Here is a 2,894-nt window from a genome sequence, read left to right as displayed (position 1 = left end):
CGCTTTTCCAAAGCAAGAAAAACAGTGCCGTAAATGCCAATACCAAACCGATCAGACGGCCTTCGGTCAACTGCTCATGGAAAAGCGTGAATGAAGCGACAATCGGCAGAAACAGCGATAAGCGTTGCGCCGCATCCGATTTGACGATACCTGCCGCATCTACCGATTTGCCCATAATGACAAACACGCTTGGCAGCAAAATGCCCAATGCCGCAAAAAGCCACCAAGTCGGTAAAAATACCTGCGGATTACTCAAATCAGGCTTTAACACCAGCATGGTCAAAGTGATGGCAACGATGTAGTTCACCGCCACCGCTTGCTCGATATTGATTTTTTGCTTGCGCGCCACTTTCAGCAGTACTGAAACCAACACGCTGCAAACGATACTTGCCAATAAATATGTCATGCTTTAGAACCATCCTTGATTAGAAACAGGCTTATCTTCATTCAGTTTAATCAATCCGACGACTACACGATAAATGAGCCAAACACCGGTTGCCGCCAAAATCAGCCAACCGATTAAGATAAGTATGGTCAGCATCCCTAAAACCATACCAATCAAAGACACCCAAAATGTCTTAATCAGATAATCAATATGGCTGGCGTAAATGCTGCCTTGCGCTTCATCGCGTTTGATAAACGCCAAAATCACACCGACGACGGGTGTAAACCAAATAAACAAGCCCAAGGCATATGTCACATAGGCAATAAAAACATAGTTTTTCACTTCGGATTTGGACGTATTGACCATATTGCCCCCCGTATTATTGTTCCCTGTATTATAGTTTGCCGTATGATTGGCCGCCGTATCATTGAAGCTGTTTTCTTTGACTTCCTGACGCTCGTACTGCATCGCCGCATCATAAGCCAGACGTTTTTCCGGATGAGACAATACTTCAAACGCCTGTCCGATGGCTTTGAAACGCTCCGCATCTTTCTGAATATCCGGATTGGCAACCAATTTACCGTAAGCCTCGCGGATAACGCTGATATCAGCATCCTGAGATACACCCAAGATTTCGTATAAATTTAATTGTTCCATCTGTATTCCTATCCTTTATGAATCGACTGCAACATGAACATCTTTCGGATTGAGCGTCCGCAGGTTTTCAGGCTTCATGCCTACGATAAACCCACGTTTGCCGCCATTGATAAAAATCTCGTCCAAAGCCCAAATGCTTTCTTCCACATAAACCGGCAATGCGGTTTTCATACCGAACGGCGACGTACCGCCAACCAAATATCCTGTCCATTTCGCCGCCTGATCTGCCGTTGCCGGCACGATGTGTTTCAAGCCCAGTTCGCACGCCAGATTGCGGGTAGAAATATGTTTGTCGCCGTGCATTAACACAACCAAGCCTTTTTTATGCTCATCCTGCAAAACGATCGTTTTGATGACCTGATGCTCGGGCTTGCCCGTACATTCGGCAAAACGCGCCGTACCGCCATGTTCTTCATACGCATAAACATAAGGGACAAAATCAATTTTCTTACTGCGTAAAAAGCGCACTGCCTGCGTAACCGGATATTCTGCTTTACTCATGGTTGTTTTCCGCCACCCTTTTCAGACGGCCCCTCTTAAATGTGGAACGTAAACAACTGCAATGTTACCATACCTTCTTTTTGAAATCAGGAGACAACATGGACATCCGCTATCTTGGCACAAGCAAACGCTATTCGGAAGCCGTCGTAGCCAACGGCTTGGTTTTCCTCTCTGGCATGGTTCCCGAAAATCCTGAAGCCGACGCCAAAGCACAAACTGAAAACGTTTTGGCGCAAATCGATTCATGGCTCGCACAATGCCAATCCGACAAAGCCCACATTTTAGAAGCTACCATCTATCTGCCCGATATGAACGACTACGCCGCTATGAATGAAGCCTGGGACGCATGGACAGCCCCTGAGCGCGCTCCGGCCCGCGCCTGCGTGGAAGCGAAACTGGCTTCACCAGACTGGAAGGTTGAAATCAAAATTACCGCCCTTCAAATCAAATAAAGCACAAATATCAGGCCGTCTGAAAACGCCGCTTCAACCAAGCAAGCGCAGTTTTTCAGACGGCCTTTATTCTTTTGAGGTACAATACCGCCCTTAAATTTTTCTATTATTTCAAAGCACAAACAGCCATGTCCAAAAAAACCAAGCAAGAATTAGAAAACAACAAACTCAGCAAACGCCTGCGCCACGCCGTCGGCGATGCCATTAACGATTTCAATATGATCGAACCGGGCGACAAAATCATGGTCTGCCTCTCCGGCGGCAAAGACAGCTACGCCCTTTTAGATATTCTGCGCCAGCTTCAAGCCAGTGCGCCGATTGATTTCGAACTGGTCGCCGTCAATCTCGACCAAAAACAGCCGGGCTTCCCTGAAGAAGTATTGCCGACCTATCTCGAAAGTATCGGCGTTCCCTACAAAATCGTTGAAGAAGACACCTACTCCACCGTTAAACGCGTGTTGGACGAAGGCAAAACGACTTGTTCGCTGTGCAGCCGTTTGCGCCGCGGTATTCTCTATCGCACTGCAAAAGAATTGGGCTGCACCAAAATCGCCTTGGGACACCACCGCGACGACATCCTCGCCACCATGTTCCTGAATATGTTTTACGGCGGCAAACTCAAAGCCATGCCGCCCAAACTGGTGAGCGACAACGGCGAACATATCGTCATCCGTCCTCTGGCGTATGTCAAAGAGAAGGACTTGATCAAATACGCCGAGCTGAAGCAATTCCCAATTATCCCATGCAACCTCTGCGGCTCCCAGCCCAACCTGCAACGCCAAGTTATCGGCGACATGCTGCGCGATTGGGACAAACGCTTCCCCGGCCGTATCGAGTCCATGTTCTCCGCCCTGCAAAACGTCGTTCCATCACATTTAGTCGATACCGAACTCTTCGAA

General features: G+C 48.0%; 4 protein-coding genes and 1 pseudogene. 2 read left to right on the top strand and 3 right to left on the bottom strand.

Annotated elements, in window-relative coordinates:
* The 3 genes and pseudogenes from ACTHUE_RS14510 to ACTHUE_RS14500 all read right to left on the bottom strand — a co-directional run.
* Positions 1-406 (bottom strand): annotated as a pseudogene (locus ACTHUE_RS14510) (EamA/RhaT family transporter); the annotation flags it as partial.
* A gap of 3 nt (positions 407-409) precedes the next feature.
* Complete coding sequence (locus ACTHUE_RS14505; RefSeq protein ID WP_070460763.1) at positions 410-1,042, bottom strand: DnaJ domain-containing protein; 633 nt, start codon at positions 1,040-1,042, stop codon at positions 410-412.
* A 15-nt stretch (positions 1,043-1,057) separates the two neighbouring features.
* Entirely contained in the window at positions 1,058-1,543 is a 486-nt protein-coding gene (locus ACTHUE_RS14500; protein ID WP_070460765.1) for a YbaK/EbsC family protein, read from the bottom strand.
* A gap of 98 nt (positions 1,544-1,641) precedes the next feature.
* Here ACTHUE_RS14500 and ACTHUE_RS14495 point away from each other — a divergent pair, with 98 nt between their 5' ends.
* On the top strand, positions 1,642-1,995 hold the full coding sequence (locus tag ACTHUE_RS14495) for a RidA family protein (protein WP_049349838.1): 354 nt from the start codon (positions 1,642-1,644) through the stop codon (positions 1,993-1,995).
* A gap of 128 nt (positions 1,996-2,123) precedes the next feature.
* On the top strand, positions 2,124-2,894 hold a 771-nt coding region (ttcA, locus tag ACTHUE_RS14490), incomplete at its 3' end, for a tRNA 2-thiocytidine(32) synthetase TtcA (RefSeq protein WP_440423837.1).

Source organism: Neisseria sp. P0021.S005 (assembly GCF_051956955.1).
Note: the sequence above shows the minus strand (reverse complement) of the source record. Positions and strands in the feature narration are given on the sequence as shown.